The organism is Pseudomonas sp. LARHCG127 (assembly GCF_052871455.1).
In genome coordinates, this window is the sequence record NZ_JBIXJT010000003.1 from 408037 (window position 1) to 424950 (window position 16914).

The 16914-nt window shown below is 61.0% G+C and carries 15 protein-coding genes and 1 pseudogene; 8 read left to right on the forward strand and 8 right to left on the reverse strand.

Translation table 11 applies throughout. The features are described 5' to 3' along the window. Positions 1 to 128: 128 nt before the first annotated feature. Both ACIPQ1_RS07545 and ACIPQ1_RS07550 read right to left on the reverse strand, forming a co-directional pair. On the reverse strand, positions 129 to 1277 hold the full coding sequence (locus ACIPQ1_RS07545; protein ID WP_446533875.1) for a PQQ-dependent sugar dehydrogenase: 1149 nt from the start codon (positions 1275 to 1277) through the stop codon (positions 129 to 131). Between the two features lie 41 nt (positions 1278 to 1318). After that, positions 1319 to 1660, reverse strand: coding sequence for a hypothetical protein (locus ACIPQ1_RS07550; RefSeq protein ID WP_250963572.1), 342 nt, complete (start codon positions 1658 to 1660; stop codon positions 1319 to 1321). A 262-nt stretch (positions 1661 to 1922) separates the two neighbouring features. Between ACIPQ1_RS07550 and ku the strand changes: the two genes are divergently transcribed. Beyond that, the gene (ku, locus tag ACIPQ1_RS07555; protein WP_186709391.1) at positions 1923 to 2813 is read left to right on the forward strand and encodes a non-homologous end joining protein Ku; all 891 of its coding nucleotides are present in this window, start codon (positions 1923 to 1925) and stop codon (positions 2811 to 2813) included. Between the two features lie 33 nt (positions 2814 to 2846). Then, complete coding sequence (gene ligD / locus ACIPQ1_RS07560) at positions 2847 to 4823, forward strand: DNA ligase D (protein ID WP_446533876.1); 1977 nt, start codon at positions 2847 to 2849, stop codon at positions 4821 to 4823. A gap of 140 nt (positions 4824 to 4963) precedes the next feature. On the opposite strand, the gene lpxO is transcribed toward ligD, so the two are convergent. Next, positions 4964 to 5863 carry a lipid A hydroxylase LpxO gene (lpxO, locus tag ACIPQ1_RS07565; RefSeq protein ID WP_250963570.1) on the reverse strand — a complete coding sequence of 300 codons (900 nt, stop codon included), beginning with the start codon at positions 5861 to 5863 and terminating at the stop codon, positions 4964 to 4966. A gap of 406 nt (positions 5864 to 6269) precedes the next feature. Between lpxO and ACIPQ1_RS07570 the strand changes: the two genes are divergently transcribed. The 3 genes from ACIPQ1_RS07570 to ACIPQ1_RS07580 all read left to right on the forward strand — a co-directional run bounded on the left by ACIPQ1_RS07570 (position 6270) and on the right by ACIPQ1_RS07580 (position 9859). Next, positions 6270 to 7859: an ABC-F family ATPase gene (locus ACIPQ1_RS07570; protein WP_003181279.1), complete on the forward strand. Its 1590-nt coding sequence runs from the start codon at positions 6270 to 6272 to the stop codon at positions 7857 to 7859. 504 nt (positions 7860 to 8363) lie between these two features. Next, positions 8364 to 9557, forward strand: coding sequence for an MFS transporter (locus ACIPQ1_RS07575; protein ID WP_411384772.1), 1194 nt, complete (start codon positions 8364 to 8366; stop codon positions 9555 to 9557). Between the two features lie 176 nt (positions 9558 to 9733). Further along, a complete protein-coding gene (locus ACIPQ1_RS07580; protein ID WP_411387574.1) occupies positions 9734 to 9859 on the forward strand; it encodes a hypothetical protein in 126 nt (41 codons plus the stop codon). A gap of 323 nt (positions 9860 to 10182) precedes the next feature. Here the strand turns inward: ACIPQ1_RS07580 and ACIPQ1_RS07585 are convergent. The 3 genes and pseudogenes from ACIPQ1_RS07585 to ACIPQ1_RS07595 form a co-directional block, all read right to left on the reverse strand. Further along, positions 10183 to 10281: pseudogene (locus ACIPQ1_RS07585) on the reverse strand (nucleoid-structuring protein H-NS); the annotation flags it as partial. A gap of 252 nt (positions 10282 to 10533) precedes the next feature. After that, entirely contained in the window at positions 10534 to 11571 is a 1038-nt protein-coding gene (locus ACIPQ1_RS07590) for an alpha/beta hydrolase family protein (protein ID WP_250963567.1), read from the reverse strand. A gap of 183 nt (positions 11572 to 11754) precedes the next feature. Continuing rightward, positions 11755 to 12363, reverse strand: coding sequence for an FMN-dependent NADH-azoreductase (locus tag ACIPQ1_RS07595; protein WP_250963566.1), 609 nt, complete (start codon positions 12361 to 12363; stop codon positions 11755 to 11757). Positions 12364 to 12492: 129 nt separating this feature from the next. Here ACIPQ1_RS07595 and ACIPQ1_RS07600 point away from each other — a divergent pair, with 129 nt between their 5' ends. Further along, positions 12493 to 13401 carry a LysR substrate-binding domain-containing protein gene (locus ACIPQ1_RS07600; RefSeq protein WP_446533877.1) on the forward strand — a complete coding sequence of 303 codons (909 nt, stop codon included), beginning with the start codon at positions 12493 to 12495 and terminating at the stop codon, positions 13399 to 13401. Next, the gene (locus ACIPQ1_RS07605) at positions 13398 to 13760 is read left to right on the forward strand and encodes an MmcQ/YjbR family DNA-binding protein (RefSeq protein WP_250963591.1); all 363 of its coding nucleotides are present in this window, start codon (positions 13398 to 13400) and stop codon (positions 13758 to 13760) included. Before ACIPQ1_RS07600 ends, ACIPQ1_RS07605 begins: the two co-directional genes overlap by 4 nt. Here ACIPQ1_RS07605 and ACIPQ1_RS07610 read toward each other — a convergent pair. Continuing rightward, on the reverse strand, positions 13752 to 14171 hold the full coding sequence (locus ACIPQ1_RS07610) for a DUF1294 domain-containing protein (protein ID WP_250963565.1): 420 nt from the start codon (positions 14169 to 14171) through the stop codon (positions 13752 to 13754). The two genes, ACIPQ1_RS07605 and ACIPQ1_RS07610, sit on opposite strands and share 9 nt — an antisense overlap. Next, complete coding sequence (locus ACIPQ1_RS07615) at positions 14168 to 14998, reverse strand: undecaprenyl-diphosphate phosphatase (protein WP_446533878.1); 831 nt, start codon at positions 14996 to 14998, stop codon at positions 14168 to 14170. The genes ACIPQ1_RS07610 and ACIPQ1_RS07615 overlap by 4 nt, the downstream gene beginning before the upstream one ends. 274 nt (positions 14999 to 15272) lie before the next feature. Here ACIPQ1_RS07615 and ACIPQ1_RS07620 point away from each other — a divergent pair, with 274 nt between their 5' ends. Next, a complete protein-coding gene (locus tag ACIPQ1_RS07620; RefSeq protein WP_250963563.1) occupies positions 15273 to 16907 on the forward strand; it encodes a methyl-accepting chemotaxis protein in 1635 nt (544 codons plus the stop codon). Positions 16908 to 16914 lie beyond the last annotated feature (7 nt).

A 16914-nucleotide genomic window follows, 5' to 3' on the forward strand; every position in this document is an offset into this window, starting at 1 on the left:
TTGGCGCCACGGGCGGTGCCATGCATGCCGAATGGGTGGTCAACATCGGCATCTTCGGCGTCAGTCAGCATCAATGCCGACTGACCCAAAGCAATCGCGAGCAAGCTCGCTCCCACGCTGTCCTCCAATTACTTGAGTCCGATTTTGTACAACGCCCCGTCGTCCTCATCCGTCAGCACATACAGGTACCCATCCGACCCCTGGCGCACATCGCGGATTCGCGCCTTGAGTTCACCCAGCAGGCGCTCTTCATGAACGACCTTGTCATCCTGCAATTGCAGGCGGATCAGTTCACCGGACACCAGGGCCCCGATGAACACGCTGTGTTGCCAGGCCTTGAAGCGCTCATGGTCGTAGAACGCCATGCCGCTGAGCCCGGGAGACACCTGCCAGACATGGAAGGGGTCAACGCCGCCTTCGATGCTCTTGCCCTGGGCTTCGGGAATCGGGGCGCCGGAATAATTGATGCCGTGGGTCGCCAACGGCCAGCCGTAGTTCTTGCCACGCTCGATGAGGTTCAATTCATCACCGCCCCGGGGCCCATGCTCGTTTTCCCACAGGGTGCCGTTCCACGGGTTGAGGGCAGCACCCTGGGGGTTGCGAACGCCGTAGGACCAGATCTCGGGACGGACGCCTTTCTGGCCGACGAAGGGGTTATCGTCGGGAACCTTGCCGTCGGGGTAGATGCGCACGACCTTGCCTTGCAACTTGTCCAGGTCTTGGGCGGTGGGTCGGTCGTTGTTCTCCCCCAGGGTGATGAACAGATAGCCGTCGCGGTCGAAGACCAGTCGCGAGCCAAAGTGGTTGCCCGTGGACAACTTGGGTTGCTGGCGGAAGACCACATCGAAGTTCTTCAGGCTCTTGAGGTCTTCGGACAATTGCCCGCGTCCCACGGCGGTGCCGGCCTTGCCGTCCGCGCCCGCCTCGGCATAGGACAGGTAGACGGTGCGGTCCTGCTTGAAGTCCGGCGACAGCACCACGTCCAGCAAGCCGCCCTGGCCCTTGGCCCACACCTCGGGCACGCCGCTCAGGGGCGCGGACAACTTACCGTCGGGACTGACCACGCGCAGGTTGCCCTCTCGCTCCGTCACCAGCATGCCCTGTTGGCCAGGCAGGAATGCAACGGACCAAGGGCGCTCCAGCCCCTTGACCACAGTGGTCACTTCCAGGGTGCCCTCCTCGCTTTTGAATGACTGGGTTGGCACGGCGATGGCCGGCGAGGCAAGGGTCAGGACAGCAGTGGCGCAGAATGCGGCCAAGGGTGTTTTACGCAACATGCACATTTCCTTCTGCGGTGTTGAAAGAGCAGCTCCAGCGCCTAGCGATTGCCATTCTGGCTGTTCCGGGGTGGCGTGGGAGACTCGATGGTCGGTCGCGGCGAACCCGACGGCTGGCCGGACCGGGGGTAGCCATTGCCGATGCCGCCGTTTTCCAGGGTCGGAGGCCGTGGCACCGGCACGGTCGGATTGCTATGAATCGTCGGCACGTTGGGCCGGGTGCCCTGCATGCTGTTGGGATTGGCTCGACGCGTCGGGCTGTTATAGGGATTGTTGTTGCCCGGCAGGTTCTGGGCCAGGACCATCGGGCCATCGCTGGGCGTGGCGGCCTGGGCAGTGGCGCTCAGCAGTAGCGTCATGATGGCAATCATCAGCCTGTTCATTGGGGGCACCTCTTGGGTTCAGGCATATCGAAAGCACGCTACGCCGCAGGTTCGACCTTGTTAAGCAAATGTCTCGGTGAAGATGTAACCAAGCGTCTCCGAACCATTGTGGGAGCGAGCTTGCTCGCGATGGCGGTGGGTCAGTTTGCATCAATGGCGCCTGTACCGGCGTCATCGCGAGCAAGCTCGCTCCCACAGGGGAAACTTTTCCCAAGGCCCGAAGGTCACCAGAGAGACACTCACCGGCAAGGAAAACACCCCCATGGCACGGGCAATCTGGAAAGGCGCAATCAGTTTCGGACTGGTCCACATTCCCGTGGCGCTGGTATCGGCCACCGCATCCCAAGGCGTGGATTTCGACTGGTTGGACAAGCGCAGCATGGACCCGGTGGGCTACAAGCGTGTCAACAAGGTCACCGGCAAGGAGGTGACCAAGGAAGATATCGTCAAAGGCGTGGAATACCAGAAAGGCCAATATGTGCTCATCAGCGAAGACGAGATCCGCGCCGCCCACCCCAAGTCCACCCAGACCATCGACATCTTTTCCTTTGTCGACAGCGAAAAAATCCCCCTGCAAAACATCGACAAGCCCTATTTCCTGGCGCCCGACAAACGCGGCGGCAAGGTCTATGCCTTGCTGCGCGAAACACTGGTCAAGACCAACAAAGTAGCGCTGGCCCATGTGGTGCTGCATACCCGCCAGCACTTGGCCGCCCTCATGCCCCTTGAAACGGCACTGGTACTGGTGATGCTGCGCTGGCCCGCCGAGGTACGCGAGCTGGATGTACTGGAGCTGGGCGACGAGGTCACGAACCCGACCTTGGCCAAGGGCGAGCTGGAAATGGCCAAGCGCCTCGTGGAAGACATGAGCGGCGACTGGGAGCCCCAGGCGTACCGCGACAGCTTCGAGGACAAAATCATGGAACTGGTGGAGAAGAAGGCCAACGAGGGGCGACTCGAAGCGGTGGAAACCGATCCTGGCGAAGAACAACGCAAGACCGCCGATGTCATCGACCTTACCGAGTTGCTCAAGCGCAGCCTCGGCGGCAAGGGCAAGGCACCCGATAAATCAGCCGGGAAGGCCCCGGCGAAACCTGCGAAAACCCGCAAATCCGCTCCTGCCAAAAAAGCCACCAAGGCCTCCCGGGGTTAACCCCCTGGCGTGTGCAATACAAGGGAATCTGTCATGGCCAACGCCGAGAGTGAATCTGCTCGTTTGTCCAATGCCGAGTCGGACGCAACGACGCCCCGCAACCCTGGCCAAGGCGCAACGACAGCCCTGCCCGAACGCCTGGCGCCGCAGTTGGCCACGCCCGTGGAGGAGCCCCCCACCGGTGAATGGCGCTACGAAGTCCAATTCCACGGTTATCGATTGCTGACCCGCATCGAAGACGGCGAAGTCCGGTTATACAACCGCAATCATCAGGACTGGACCGATCGGCTGAAGTTGCATGCCGACGCCTTGGCCGGGTTGAACCTGGGGGACAGTTGGCTCGACGGCGAACTGGTCCTGCTCGATGAGACCGGCCATTCCGATTTTGCTGCCCTGCGCGAGGCCTTCGAGATCAGCCGCACCGTCGACATGGTGTATTTCCTGTTCGATGCGCCCTTTCTCAATGGCGTCGACCTGCGTCAGGCGCCGGTGGAAGAACGCCGTGCGGCGCTGAAAAAAGCCCTCGGCAACAACGCCAGCAAGCGCCTGCGCTTCTCCGAATCATTTTCCGCCAGCCAACACGATATGTTCGAAAGCGCCATCGCGCTCTCATTGGACAGCGTGGTCGGCAAGCGCCTGGGCAGTCCTTACGTTTCCAAGCGAAGCGACGATTGGGTAAAGCTCAAGTGTCGGCTGCGCCAAGCCTTTGTCATCGTCGGATTCACCCGCCCCCAAGGCAAACGCAGCGGTTTCGGCGCGTTGTTGCTGGCCGTCAACGGGCCAACGGGGCTGGTATACGCCGGCCGGGTCGGCACCGGGTTCAGCCAGGCGCAAATCAAGCAATTGCACGAGCAACTGTGTACCCAGCAGCGCGATACTCCACCACTGGCTGAGCCGCTCAACGGTACACAGGGGCGCGGCGTGCAATGGGTCGAGCCGACCCTGACCTGCGAAATCGAATTCACCGAGTGGACCCGCGACAACCAGGTGCGGCAGGCTATTTTCCTGGGCTTGCCGCCTGATACGCCCGCCAGCAAGGTTGTTCGTGAGCAGCCCCTGCCGATAAAACCCACTGCGCCAAAACCTCAGCGTCGTCACAAAGCCAGCGCGGCCAAGGTGGACGGTGTGACGATCACCCACCCTGATCGGGTCATCGACAGTGTCAGCGGCGTGCAAAAGGCCGAGCTGGCCCAGTATTACCTGGACATCGCCCCTTGGATCCTGCCGCACCTCAAGCTGCGTCCGGTCGCGCTGCTGCGGGCACCGGACGGTATCGGTGAAGAACTGTTCTTTCAAAAACACGCCGATCGACTGGAGATTCCCCACATCAAACAGTTGGATCCGCATCTGGACCCGGGTCATGCCGCCCTGATGGAAATCGACGACGTCCACGCGCTGGTGGGCGCGGCGCAGATGGGCGCGGTGGAACTGCACACCTGGACCGCGACCCACGACCGGATCGAGACGCCTGACCTGTTTGTCCTCGATCTGGACCCGGACCCGTCACTGCCCTGGAGCGCGATGATCGAGGCGACCCGCATGACCTTGGCGGTGCTGGACGAGTTGGGTTTGCAGGCCTTCCTCAAGACCAGCGGTGGCAAAGGCATGCACGTGATCGTGCCATTGGCGAGAAACGAGGGCTGGGACACCACCAAGGCGTTTGCCAAGGCCATCTCCCAATTCCTGACCCGGCAGGCGCCGGAGCGCATCACCGCCACCATGGGGCCGAAGAATCGCGTCGGGAAAATATTCGTCGACTACCTGCGCAACGCCCGCGGGGCCAGCACGGTAACCGCTTATTCAGTGCGCGCCAGGCCAGGCCTGCCGGTCTCGGTGCCCATTGCCCGCGCCGAACTATCGACCCTGCGCAACGCCCAGCAGTGGGATATCTATACCGCGCTGGAGCGGGCCAGGGGCTTGGGCGCCGATCCTTGGGAAGGTTATAACCACCGCCAGCGGATTACCGCCAGGATGTGGGAACAGCTGGACGCGCAAAAACCCACCGACTGAAACCTATGGGGCGTAAGAGCGCGTAGGAGCGCGTAGGAGCTGTCGAGTGCAACGAGGCTGCGACCTTGTCCCAAACGATTGAGTCGCAAGCGAAAAGATCAAGATCAAAAGATCGCAGGCTTCGCCAGCTCCTACGGGATTTAGATCCAGACGAAGATCGCCAGCAATCCACCGAAAAATGCCCACTTCTGCAGGTAGTACAACCTGCGGTTGCGCTTTTTCAGGGCCTTGCCTTGCAAACGTATCTTGTAGAGTCTGGAGAATGCCCGGTTCAGGCCGCCCGTCCTGTCGCCCGCGTCGTTGGGCGCGCCGGCCGCCGCCATCACGGTGCGGCTGAACCAGCGGTTGAACGCCGTGGCCCAGGGAAACTTCATCGGCCGCTCCACGTCGCAGAACAGGATGATGCGGTTCTGGTCGGTGGTGTTCTCGGCGTAATGAATGAACGTTTCGTCAAAAATCACCGCTTCGCCGTCACGCCAGTGATAAGCCTCGCCATCGACATTGATGTAGCAGCCGGCATCGTTGGGCGTTTCCAGGCCCAAGTGATAGCGATAGGACCCGGCATAGGGGTCGCGGTGCCGGACCAACTTCGACCCCGGCGGCAACTCGGCAAACATCGCCGCCTTGATCGACCCGATGCTCTGCACCAATTCGGTGGTGCGTGGGCACAATTTCATGGCCGACGGATGGCTGTTGCCGTACCACTTCAGGTAGAAGCGCTTCCAGCCGGTCTTGAAGAATGAGTTGAAGCCCACGTCGTCGTACTGATTGGAACGCTTGATCTCCCCCGCCCGCAGCAGGCTCTGGCCTTCGGCCCGGATTTCTTCCCAATGAGCCTGCAGCGGACTCAGGTCCGGGAACTGCGTCGGGCTCAGGAAAGGCCTGTTGGGCAGTTTCGAGCACAGGTAAAGCAGGCAATTGATCGGTGCGAGAAAAGACGAGTGATCGCTCAACTGGCGTCCGACCTTGTGGCGCACGCGTCCACGCAGGTGAACGTAGCCGATGGAGAGGAGGTAGATCGCGACAATGATGAGCTTCACGAAAGTCCGTCACAATGCAGGGAGTGAACAGGCTGCGTCTCCGGGCCAACCAAGCGGCAAGGGAGATAGCATTGGGTGAGGTGGCATTTTAGCCAGAGTTTGTAACCAAAAGTTATCCTGAAGTTGTGAAAAACTGTCTTGTCCGGGCAATACCCTATCGTTAATGCGGCCAGATCAGTACAATCGCCGCCAATTATCACGCGCTCCCTTTGGCCGATGCCGCAAACCGCGGCTTCGGCGCACGTCTACCCGGGCCGGGCGCTCCGTATGCTGCTGTCCTCTTATGCCGGATGGACCCTTGCGCTTGCGACCGCGACGCCTTTGCGCGGTCGGGACGTGCGCAAACAGGTACTGAACAGGTACTGCCGCACCCTTAGCTACTCTGAATGTTCCGCAGGATAAACCTTTGATCTCTACAGCTAACATCACGATGCAGTTCGGCGCCAAGCCACTGTTCGAAAACGTCTCTGTCAAATTCGGCGCGGGCAACCGCTACGGTCTGATCGGCGCCAACGGTTGCGGCAAGTCGACCTTCATGAAAATCCTCGGTGGCGACCTCGAGCCGTCCGGTGGCCAGGTCATGCTCGAGCCGAACGTGCGCCTGGGTAAACTTCGCCAGGACCAGTTCGCCTACGAAGAATTCACCGTGATCGACACCGTGATCATGGGTCACGAAGAGCTGTGGAAGGTCAAGGCCGAGCGCGATCGCATCTATTCGCTGCCGGAAATGACCGAAGAAGACGGCATGGCCGTGGCCGAGCTCGAAACCGAATTTGCCGAGATGGACGGCTACACCGCCGAATCCCGCGCCGGTGAATTGCTGCTGGGCCTGGGGATTGGCATCGAACAGCATTTCGGCCCGATGAGTGAAGTGTCGCCTGGCTGGAAACTGCGTGTACTGCTGGCCCAGGCGCTGTTCTCCGACCCGGAAGTGCTGCTGCTCGACGAACCGACCAACCACCTGGATATCAACACCATCCGCTGGCTGGAAAACGTGCTGACCCAGCGTTCGAGCCTGATGATCATCATCTCCCACGACCGTCACTTCCTGAACAGTGTCTGCACCCACATGGCGGACCTGGACTACGGCGAGCTGCGCCTGTTCCCAGGCAACTACGACGAGTACATGACCGTGGCGACCCAGTCCCGCGAGCAACTGCTGTCGGACAACGCCAAGAAGAAAGCCCAGATCTCCGAACTGCAATCGTTCGTCAGCCGTTTCTCGGCCAACGCCTCGAAAGCCAAGCAGGCCACCTCCCGCGCCAAGCAGATCGACAAGATCCAACTGGCCGAGGTCAAGCCATCGAGCCGTGTCAGCCCGTTCATCCGCTTCGAGCAGACCAAGAAACTGCACCGCCAGGCGGTCATTGTCGAGCGCATGGCCAAGGGCTTTGACGGCAAGCCGCTGTTCAAGGATTTCAGCTTCACCGTCGAAGCCGGCGAGCGCGTGGCGATCATTGGCCCGAACGGTATCGGCAAGACCACCTTGCTGCGCACCCTGGTCAATGAACTGGAACCGGACGCCGGCACCGTGAAATGGACCGACGCCGCGGAACTGGGCTACTACGCCCAGGACCATGCCCATGACTTCGAAGACGACGTCAACCTGTTCGACTGGATGGGCCAGTGGACCCAGGGTGGCGAACAACTGGTTCGTGGCACCTTGGGCCGCATGCTGTTCTCCAACGACGAGATCCTCAAGTCGGTCAAGGTCATTTCCGGTGGTGAACAGGGCCGCATGCTGTTCGGCAAGCTGATCCTGCAAAAGCCGAACGTGCTGGTGATGGACGAACCGACCAACCACTTGGACATGGAGTCCATCGAAGCGCTGAACCTGGCGCTGGAAAACTACCCGGGCACGCTGATCTTCGTCAGCCATGACCGAGAGTTCGTATCGTCCCTGGCCACCCGCATCATCGAGCTGAGCGCCGACGGCGTGGTCGACTTCAGCGGCACCTATGACGACTACCTGCGCAGCCAGGGTGTGGTGTTCTAAGGGCAGCCCCGAGTTGCAAGCTTAAAGCGGCAAGTCAAAAGCCCCGTCCACTGTGATGGGGCTTTTTGCATTCCAAGGGTAACGCCCCTGTGAGAGCGAACTTGCTCGCGACTCGGCATGCCAGTCGAATGATCATTGCCTGATCTACCGCTTTCGCGAGCAAGCTCGCTCCCACAGGGTTTAATGGCGTACACAAATGCTGCGTACACCCAAATCCATTGTGGGAGCGAGCCTGCTCGCGATTCGGCATGCCAGTCGACTGATCATTGCCTGATCTACCGCTTTCGCGAGCAAGCTCGCTCCCACAGGGTTTAGTGGCATACACAAATGCTGCGTACACCCAAATCCATTGTGGGAGCGAGCCTGCTCGCGATGGCGCCGGCACACACAGCATCCATCCCGCCTGAACACCCAGTCTGCCCAATACATTAGTTAGCCTGCTTTCTTTTATCCCCACCTCGCGCCATGATGAGGCTCTCTTACCGCTGCCCGCGAACGAGCCCCATGCCCACGCCCTCCTCTGCCCCCAGTTCCTTGTCGATCACCCTGCAGATCGTCTCCATCGTTTTCTACACCTTCATCGCCTTCCTCTGCATCGGCCTGCCCATTGCCGTGTTGCCCGGATATGTCCACGAACAGTTGGGCTTCAGCGCGGTGGTGGCCGGGTTGACCATCGGTTCACAGTACCTGGCGACCCTGCTCAGCCGTCCCATGGCCGGGCGGTTGTCGGACAGCGTCGGCACCAAGCGGGCGATTGTCTACGGGTTGTCGGGGATTGTGCTCAGTGGCGTGCTGACGCTGATTTCGACCTTGCTGCAAAGCTTTCCCCTGACCAGCCTGCTGATTCTGATTGCTGGCCGCTTGTTGCTCGGCGTGGCCCAGGGGCTGATTGGCGTGGGCACCATCAGTTGGTGCATGGGCCAGGTGGGGGTAGAGCACACGGCCCGCTCGATTTCCTGGAACGGCATCGCCTCGTATGGGGCCATCGCTATTGGAGCACCGCTGGGGGTGGTGATGGTGGGTGAGCTGGGGTTTGCCAGCCTGGGCATTGCGTTGTCGTTGCTGGCGGGGGCTGCGCTGTTGATGATTCGCAACAAGCCGTCGGTGCCGGTCATTCGCGGCGAGCGCCTGCCTTTCTGGGCGGTGTTTGCGCGCATTGCCCCGTACGGCGCGGGCCTGAGCCTGGCGTCGATCGGCTACGGCACGCTCACCACGTTCATTACGCTGTTTTATGTCAGTCGCGGCTGGACTGGCGCGGCCTGGTGCCTGACAGTCTTCGGCATCTGCTTCATTCTCGCGCGGCTGTTGTTCATTTCCAGCATCGCCCGCTTCGGTGGCTTCAACTCGGCCATCGCTTGCATGAGCATCGAAACCCTTGGGCTGGTACTGCTATGGCTGGCGCCGTCCACTCCGTTCGCCCTAGTCGGTGCCGGGCTGGCCGGTTTCGGGTTGTCGCTGGTGTATCCGGCGCTGGGGGTGGAGGCCATCAAGCAAGTGCCGAACACCAGCCGTGGGGCGGGTTTGAGTGCTTATGCGGTGTTTTTTGACCTGGCGCTGGCGATTGCCGGGCCGCTGATGGGGGCGGTGGCGTTGAACCTGGGTTATTCGTCGATTTTCTTCTGTGCTGCGTTGTTGTCGGTTAGCGGGCTGGGGCTGACGTTGCTGCTGCGGCGGCGGGCCATGAATGCGCCTTTGTAATACTGTTCACTGTCGTTTTTTGGCTTTTGAGAAAGCCCGGTGCTCTGGTGTGTATATCCGTTTCTTCGGTAACGGCGGCTTATGGTTCCGCTCTTACAGCGGGTCACTTTTGGAAAAGCGCCAAAAGTAACCAAAAACGCTTTGCCCCACCACTCGGTGCCTCGCTAGGGCTCGGCATGCCCTCACTCCGGCATTGCTCCGTGGGCCGCCGCGAAGGGCCATCCATGGCCCAGCGCGGCTACCTCGGCATCCATGCCGAGGTGCCCACTCCACAATGCCTGCGTTCGGCCAGCGTGGTTTAACGGGGCGTCCAGATCAAGATCAAGATCAAGATCAAGATCAAGATCAAGATCCAAAGCAAAGCAAAGCAAGAGCCGGGTATATCCAGTAACTATGTGACTGAAACACCGCTATCGCGAGCAAGCTCGCTCCCACATTGGATCTTCAGCAGACACAAGATTCATGTGCACCACAAAACCTGTGGGAGCGAGCTTGCTCGCGATGAGGCCGACACATCCAACATCAACGCAAACTGACACACCGTCTTCGCGAGCAAGCTTTGCTCCCACAGATCTGATGGTGTACGACCGGAAGAGCCAGGTCGGCTATAAGGCCGCCTCGGGAGGACGTTGATCTCGGGCGCCCCGTTAACCACGATGGCCGAACGCAGGCATTGTGGAGTGGGCATCCCGGCATGGATGCCGGGATAGCCGCGCTGGGCCATGGATGGCCCTTCGCGGCGGCCCACGGAGCAATGCCGGAGTGAGGGCACACCGAGCCTTAGCGAGGTGCCGAGTGGTGGGGCAGGAGCGTTTTGGTTACTTTTGCGCTTTTCAAAAGTGACCCGCCGTAAGGGCGGAACCATAAGTAGCCGTTACCGCAGAAACGGATATACACACCAACCTTACGTACAAACCATGCCCCTCGGAACGCAAGCTCAGATTTCCGGGGGAACGCTTAAATGGATAGCAATACCTTATTGATCAGCCGTCTTCATCCCCGCCCGGGTCGCCTTACCCAAGGCCTCGCCGAAAAAGCGGCTGGCCTCGGAAATCATGGTGCGGTGAATGTCCTTGCGATCGACGCCATCGGCATCCGTGCAGAGCGCCGGCATCGCGGCGATCTGCTCGTCGGTGCACGGCGCCAGGAAGACAAAATGCCCCGCGCCGGCCAGGGTCTTGAAATCCGGTGCGGTGGGCAGTTTGCGGGCCAAGGCAGCGGCGTTCTTGTCAAAAGCCACGAGATTGTCACCATCGCCGCTGTACAGCAGCACCGGCACATGGACATCGGCCAATGTATGACGGCCGAACTTCAGGCTCAACGGTGCCATCAGCAACAATGCCCGGACCCTGGGGTCGGCCACCGGTTGCAGGTCGTCGCGGTCGGCGATCAACTCGCCCTGGGTGTTGCAGGCGTCACGGTCCTCCGGTCGCTCCTTGCAATAGCGGCGCAAGCGATTGAGGTCCGGCGTCGCACCGGACAGGATCAAAGCGGTCTCGCCACCCGCCGAATAACCGATCACCCCGACCTGCCCGGCGTTGACGAACGGCGAGAGCATCGGGTCATTGAGCGTCGCGGTGATGGCTTCGGAAATCTGGATCGGCCGCCCGTACAGGTTGCTCAGGGTGCCAAGCCGGCTGTGGTCCTGGACATTGTCGCCGGGATGAATCACGGCCACCACGACGAACCCCTTGCGCGCCAACGAGGTGGCGAGGTCATGCAGGGCCAATGGGGTGCCGGTATTGCCATGGGACAGCATTAACAGAGGAAAACGGCCGATGGCGATCTGAGCCTCCGGCGCGGCATCGATCTGGTAGCCGCCGAGCAGGCTGGATTGTTTGCGGTCGGTGGACGGATAAAAGGCGATGGCGTGCATCGGCTGCTGATCCAGCGGATCCAGAAAATTCAGCTCATGGAAACCGGCGCTCCAATGCGGATGCGGCCCCGGTGCGGCCTGCACTGAAGCGGAACTGGCAAACAAGCAAAGCAGCAACGCTGCACCAAAACGTGCCATCGAATTTCCACCCCTCACCAGCGCACGGGAAGGCCCCGTCGCTCGCAGTCTTGGCCGTGCATAACCTGCGCCAGTTCTCCGGCGCCGAACGCAGCAAAACCCTGCATCCCGGCCATCCAATGACGACGAGAATACAGGGTTTTGCGAAGGTTGCCCGAAGCGCTTGCTGCCTTTACGCAGGATTTACGCAGCGGCGAACTGCTGGCCGATCTGCAACGTGGCTTCGCTCATGGCTTTGGTGCGCATGTCGTCACCGTAGGCCAGGCCTTCGGCACGGACGAATTCGATATCAGTGATGCCGAGGAAACCGAACACCAACTTGAGGTAGTCCTCGTGACCCACGCCGCTCGGTTGGCCGGCATGCAAACCGCCCGCCGTGGAGACAATCACCAGTTTCTTGCCACCGCACAGGCCTTCGGGACCGGCTTCGGTGTAGCGGAACGTCTGTCCGGCCACGGCAATGCGGTCAATCCAGGCCTTGAGCTGGGTCGGAATGCTGAAGTTGTACATCGGCGCCGCGATGACTACGGCATCAGCCGCGAGGAACTCGGCCATTGCCGACGCGCTGAGATCGGCTTCATGCTTCAGCGCCGCGTCGCGCAATTCGGCGCTGGTGCCGGCGGCAACCAACGTCTGGGCGGAGAAGTGGCTGATGGCATCGGCGGCCAGGTCACGGTAGGTCACGGTGATGCCTGGCTCGGCAGCTTTCCAGGCTTCAACCACTTCGCGGCTCAATTGGCGGGAAGCGGAGTGGTCGCCGAGGATGCTCGAATCGATGTGCAGCAGTTTCATATCAGTGCTCTCCAAATGAGGACCGCAACCAGGCGATCAATTGGCGACAATCCTATCGATGAAGCGAATGATCGATAAGTCAGCAAAAATGCGATAGTTTGTCCCACTGACAGGACAATTGAATTCAACATGCAAGACCTCAATGATTTGTATTACTTCGCCAAAGTCGTCGAAGCCGGCGGTTTCGCGGCGGCCGGGCGCTTGCTGGGCATTCCCAAATCGCGGTTGTCACGGCGCATCGCCGAGCTGGAAGAACGCCTCGGCGCCCGCCTGCTCCAGCGCACCACGCGGCAGTTGAAACTGACGGCGGTCGGCGAACGTTATCTGCGCCATTGCCAGGCGATGTTGCTGGAGGCCGAGATGGCCGACGAAGCGGTGGCGAGCATGTCCAGCGAACCCCGCGGTCGGTTGCGAGTGTCGAGCCCGGTGGGCCTGGCCCATCAGTTCCTGCCGGTGGTGATCGAAACCTTCCTGGCGAAATACCCCCTGGTGCAACTGGAAATGACCCTGCTCAACCGGCGGGTGGACCTGATCGGCGAAGGCATCGACGTGGCGTTGCGCGTGCGCGACCTGGGGGACGAAGACCCGCTGCTGATGACCCGGCGTCTGCGCCGGGCACGGCTGATGCTGGTGGCCAGCCCAGCCTTCGTCGAAGGGCGGCGAATCGAAACCCCGGACGATCTCAAGCAGTTGTCGGTGCTGGGGGCGCTGGAAGCCGATCGCCTGGTGCATCTACGCCTGGTCAAGGCCGATGGGCAGCAGGCCGAACTGAGCCTGGAAGCCCGCCTGGGCATTGACGACTTCATCGTGCGCCGGTCCTGCACCCTCGCCGGCCTGGGTTTCACGTTATTGCCAAGCATGTATTGCGAGCAGGAATTGCGTGACGGCACACTGGTGGAACTGCTACCTGGATGGTCATTGCCCGACGGCTGGCTCCAGGCGGTCTACCCCCATCGGCGTGGCATGTTGCCAGCGGTGCGCGCCTGGATCGATCATTTGGTGGAAGCCTTCGAGGGCTGTGGAGAAAAAACGCTATGAGGTTGAGCGAAGAGGATGTCGCGCGGTTTTGCCTGGGTTTGCCCGGTGCCAGGGAAGACTACAAATGGGGGGGCGTGCGGGTGTTTTCCATTGCCGGGAACAAGATGTTCGCCCTCCAGGGCCTGCGGGGCGATTCGTTGGCGTTCAAGGTCGACAAGGACCTGTTCCTGGGGCACTGCGACCGGCCGGGCATTCACCCCGCGCCTTATTTGGCGCGGGCCCAGTGGGTCATCATGCAGGTGCCTTATCCGCTGGGGGCCGAAGAACTGCGTGGCCTGCTGCAACGCTCACATCAATTGGTCGTGAGCAAATTGCCCAAGCGCACGCAGGTGGGCTTGTTGCTCTCGCCTTCAAAATAGATAACTGCCCAGGAACAACTGGTCGATCCAGAACACCTGGTGCAGCAGCACGATGAACCAGAACACCACTTGAAACGAGACTTTGCGGGTCTTGTGGCGAAACAACTGCTGGGCGAGCAAGGCCCCGGGCCAACCACCGGCCAGCTCCAGTGCATGCAGCACGTTTTCCGGGGTACGCCAGGCGTCGGCGCGGGCCTTGCGCTTGTCGCTCCAGTACAGCAGGAACGCCACCACGCTGACGACACCATAGGCCGCCATCGGCACCCACGACACGCCCCGCAGGCCGAACAGCAGCGAGCCGAACAGCGGCAAGGCGCAGACCAGCGCCAACACCATCAATTTGAGCCGCAGGTTTTGCACCGCGCCACCGGCATTGCCCCCAGCGCGCTTGCGGGTGCCTGACTCGTTCATGGCTTGGCGGCGGTCCAGTCCACCCAGCCGAACTGCCAGGTGGCCAGGATCAACAGGCCGAAGGCGATGCGATACCAGGCGAACACCGCGTAGCTATGGCTGGCGATGAACCGCAGCAGGCCCTTGACCGCGATCATGGCGAAGATGAACGCCGTGACGAAACCAATGGCGAACACCGGGAAATCCGCCGGCACGAACAACTCACGGTACTTGTAGCCCGAGTACACGGCCGCACCGACCATGGTCGGCATCGCCAGGAAGAACGAGAACTCGGTAGCGGTCTTGCGCGACAGCCCGAACAGCAAGCCCCCGATGATGGTCGCACCGGAACGGGAAGTACCCGGGATCATCGCAATGCACTGGGCCAGGCCGACCTTCAACGCATCCTTCCAGGAAATATCGTCCACCGTTTCAGCATGTACCTGGTGCTGGCGCTTTTCGGCCCAGAGCATCACCAGACCGCCCACCACCAGAGCGGCAGCCACGGTGACCGGGTTGAACAGATAGTGATGGATCCAGTCCCCAATCAGCACGCCCAATATCACGGCGGGAAAGAAGGCAATCAGCAGGTTGGCGGTGAACCGGCGGGCGCTGGGTTGCGTCGGCAGGCCCAGCACCACATCGAAGATCTTGCGCCGGAACTCCCAGACCACCGCGAGGATCGCGCCGAGCTGGATGATGATGTTGAATGCCATTGCACGTTCGCCACCGAACTCGAGCAAGTCGGCGACGATGATCTGGTGCCCCGTGCTGGAAATCGGTAGAAACTCCGTCAAACCCTCTACTACGCCAAGAATCAATGCCGAAAAGGCCGTCCACAAATCCATTCATCCCCCAAAAAAGACCCTGCTCATGCGGGTCTTATCGCTATTCAAGTGTCATACAGGTCCACGCAGCGGCTGCACGATAGCTGCGATCATCCAAAAAAAACCAATGAAAAAATCAGAACAGGCTCAGGTTTTGCGCCGCGGGGCCGAAATCCTATCAGACAAGCCCTGATAACGCTGCCGCGTTATGACCCAGGTCAATCATCAATAGCCGCCAGGCGCTAAAGTGCCGCCCGTCGTTAATGACAAGAATAAGAAACCGGAGTGACAGCGTATGAATAGCTTGCGCAGTGTGTCGATCAGCCGACGCTTGTGGCTCATCCTGGTGGTGGCCATCGTGATGTTGTTCACGCTCGGCGCCTTTATGCTCAAGCAGATCCACACGGATCTGTATCAGGCCAAGGTGCAGAAGACCCAGCATGTGGTGCAGACCGCCAGCGGCGTATTGAGCTACTACCATGGGCTGGAAACCGCCGGCACCCTGACCCGCGAGGCGGCGCAGAAGCAAGCCCTCAGCGCGGTGCGAGGCCTGCGCTATGACCAGAGTGACTACTTCTGGATCAACGACCTGACGCCGGTCATGGTCATGCACCCGACCAACCCGAAGCTTGAAGGCCAGAACCTCTCGGCGATCCGCGACCCGAACGGCTACGCGTTGTTCAACGAGATGGTCGCCATCGCCAAGGCCAAGGGCGCCGGCATGATCAACTACCTCTGGCCGAAACCGGGTGCCGAAGCACCGGTCGGCAAGACTTCCTACGTCAAGTTGTTCGAACCGTGGGGCTGGATCATCGGCTCAGGGGTTTACATCGATGACGTGCAGGCTGAGTTTCAATCCCAGATGATCAAGGCCTCCTTGATCGGCTTGGCAATTACCGTGCTCATGAGCCTGTTCTTGACCTTGATCGTACGCAGCATCGTCCGCCCGCTCCAAGAGACCGTCAACGCCATGGCCAACATCGCCAGCGGCGAGAGCGACCTGACCCGCACCCTCGACACCCACGGCCAGGACGAAGTCACCCAACTGGCCCGGCATTTCAACGCCTTTACCGCCAAACTGCGCCAAGTGGTGAGCCAGTTGCAGGCTTCGGCCAGTGAGCTGGGGCAATCTTCCAACGAACTGGGCAACGACGCGGCTCAAGCCCAGGAGCGCAGCCAGCAGCAGTCGCAACAAATGGAGCTGGTGGCCACCGCGATCAATGAAGTGACGTATGGCGTGCAGGACGTGGCCAAGAACGCCGAGCACGCCGCCAGCGAGATGCGCGACGCCGAATCCCAGGCCCAGCAAGGCCAGGTCAACATCGACGGCAGCTTGCAACAGATCGATCGCCTGTCCCAGACCATCGACCAGGCGGTGGAAGTGATTCGCACCCTGGCCAGCGAAAGCACCCAGATTGGCAGCGTGCTGGAGGTGATCCGCTCCATCGCCGAGCAGACCAACCTGCTGGCCCTCAACGCTGCGATCGAAGCCGCCCGCGCTGGCGAGCAAGGCCGGGGCTTTGCGGTGGTCGCCGATGAAGTGCGACTGCTGGCCCAGCGTACGCAGAAGTCCACCGCTGAGATCCAGTCGATGATCGAGCGCCTGCAAACCCATTCCGAAGCCGCCGTGAAAGTCATCGGCGACAGCAGCCGTGCCTCGCAACTGACCATCGAACAGGCGGGCCTGGCCGGTGCCAGCCTCAACGCCATCGGCCAGGCCCTGCGCAACCTCAACAGCCTGAACGCCTCCATTGCCAGCGCCACCCTGCAACAGGCCCATGTAGTAGAAGACATCAACCAGAACGTCACCCAGGCCGCCGGACTGTCCCACAGCACCGCCATGGCCGCCGAACAGTCCAGCCAGGCAAGCAGCCGCCTGAAGGCGTTGAGTGAACAGCTTAACGGGTTGCTCAAGCAGTTCCGGGTCTAAGGACTGT

Bases quoted from the DNA above. Each gene is read 5' to 3' on its own strand.
- ACIPQ1_RS07605 (WP_250963591.1), top strand. From the start codon at position 13,398: ATGAGGTTGAGCGAAGAGGATGTCGCGCGGTTTTGCCTGGGTTTGCCC.
- ligD (WP_446533876.1), top strand. From the start codon at position 2,847: ATGGCCAACGCCGAGAGTGAATCTGCTCGTTTGTCCAATGCCGAGTCG.
- ACIPQ1_RS07545 (WP_446533875.1), bottom strand. From the start codon at position 1,277: ATGTTGCGTAAAACACCCTTGGCCGCATTCTGCGCCACTGCTGTCCTG.
- ACIPQ1_RS07575 (WP_411384772.1), top strand. From the start codon at position 8,364: ATGCCCACGCCCTCCTCTGCCCCCAGTTCCTTGTCGATCACCCTGCAG.
- ACIPQ1_RS07620 (WP_250963563.1), top strand. From the start codon at position 15,273: ATGAATAGCTTGCGCAGTGTGTCGATCAGCCGACGCTTGTGGCTCATC.
- ACIPQ1_RS07590 (WP_250963567.1), bottom strand. From the start codon at position 11,571: ATGGCACGTTTTGGTGCAGCGTTGCTGCTTTGCTTGTTTGCCAGTTCC.
- ACIPQ1_RS07595 (WP_250963566.1), bottom strand. From the start codon at position 12,363: ATGAAACTGCTGCACATCGATTCGAGCATCCTCGGCGACCACTCCGCT.
- ACIPQ1_RS07580 (WP_411387574.1), top strand. From the start codon at position 9,734: ATGCCCTCACTCCGGCATTGCTCCGTGGGCCGCCGCGAAGGGCCATCC.
- ACIPQ1_RS07610 (WP_250963565.1), bottom strand. From the start codon at position 14,171: ATGAACGAGTCAGGCACCCGCAAGCGCGCTGGGGGCAATGCCGGTGGC.
- ACIPQ1_RS07615 (WP_446533878.1), bottom strand. From the start codon at position 14,998: ATGGATTTGTGGACGGCCTTTTCGGCATTGATTCTTGGCGTAGTAGAG.
- ku (WP_186709391.1), top strand. From the start codon at position 1,923: ATGGCACGGGCAATCTGGAAAGGCGCAATCAGTTTCGGACTGGTCCAC.
- ACIPQ1_RS07600 (WP_446533877.1), top strand. From the start codon at position 12,493: ATGCAAGACCTCAATGATTTGTATTACTTCGCCAAAGTCGTCGAAGCC.
- ACIPQ1_RS07550 (WP_250963572.1), bottom strand. From the start codon at position 1,660: ATGAACAGGCTGATGATTGCCATCATGACGCTACTGCTGAGCGCCACT.